This window comes from Aeromonas sp. Prich7-2 (genome assembly GCF_017939255.1).
Lineage (GTDB): Bacteria > Pseudomonadota > Gammaproteobacteria > Enterobacterales > Aeromonadaceae > Aeromonas > Aeromonas caviae.
On the sequence record NZ_JAGKRI010000156.1, the window covers coordinates 1 to 461 of the forward strand.

Annotated in this window: 2 protein-coding genes; one reads left to right on the forward strand and one right to left on the reverse strand. The window is 48.6% G+C overall.

Features of this window, described 5'->3' with window-relative positions:
- Nucleotides 1–122 (reverse strand): helix-turn-helix domain-containing protein (locus J9892_RS25200; RefSeq protein WP_153064167.1); only part of this gene is annotated, 122 nt, incomplete at its 3' end.
- A 57-nt stretch (nt 123–179) separates the two neighbouring features.
- On the opposite strand from J9892_RS25200, the gene tnpA reads away from it, so the two are divergent.
- On the forward strand, nt 180–461 hold a 282-nt coding region (gene tnpA / locus J9892_RS19200), incomplete at its 3' end, for an IS200/IS605 family transposase (protein ID WP_210538727.1).

The following is a 461-nucleotide window of genomic DNA, read 5'->3' on the forward strand; positions in this document are numbered from 1 at the left end:
CGTTTGGTTTCTGCCAGCCCGTGATTCCAGACATAACGAGCACAACCGCCCAACTGGCGCAGGCGTTGCGCTTGTTGGGCTGTCGGTTCGAGTCGGAATTTGTAGGCTTTCAGAATTTGCATTTAGCGCTCAGTGTGTAGCATTATCACCATATCTATGGTGCCCGATTGAGTGAAAGAATGCAATTCACTAAAATTAATAAATCACGCCATGCAGCCTACATTTTGCACGTACATTTGGTGTTTATCACCAAGTATCGAAAGCCGACATTGGGGGAGCTGCATCACGCTTCATTCGGTCAGTGTGCGGTAGAGATTTGCAGAGATTTTGGTGCGGAACTGAAAGAGTGTGACGGAGAGGCTGATCATGTTCACATGCTGATAGAGTACGGCCCAACAGTGCAGCTATCGGTGCTGGTGAACTCGTTAAAGGCGGTCACATCAAGGCGACTGCGTAATGAA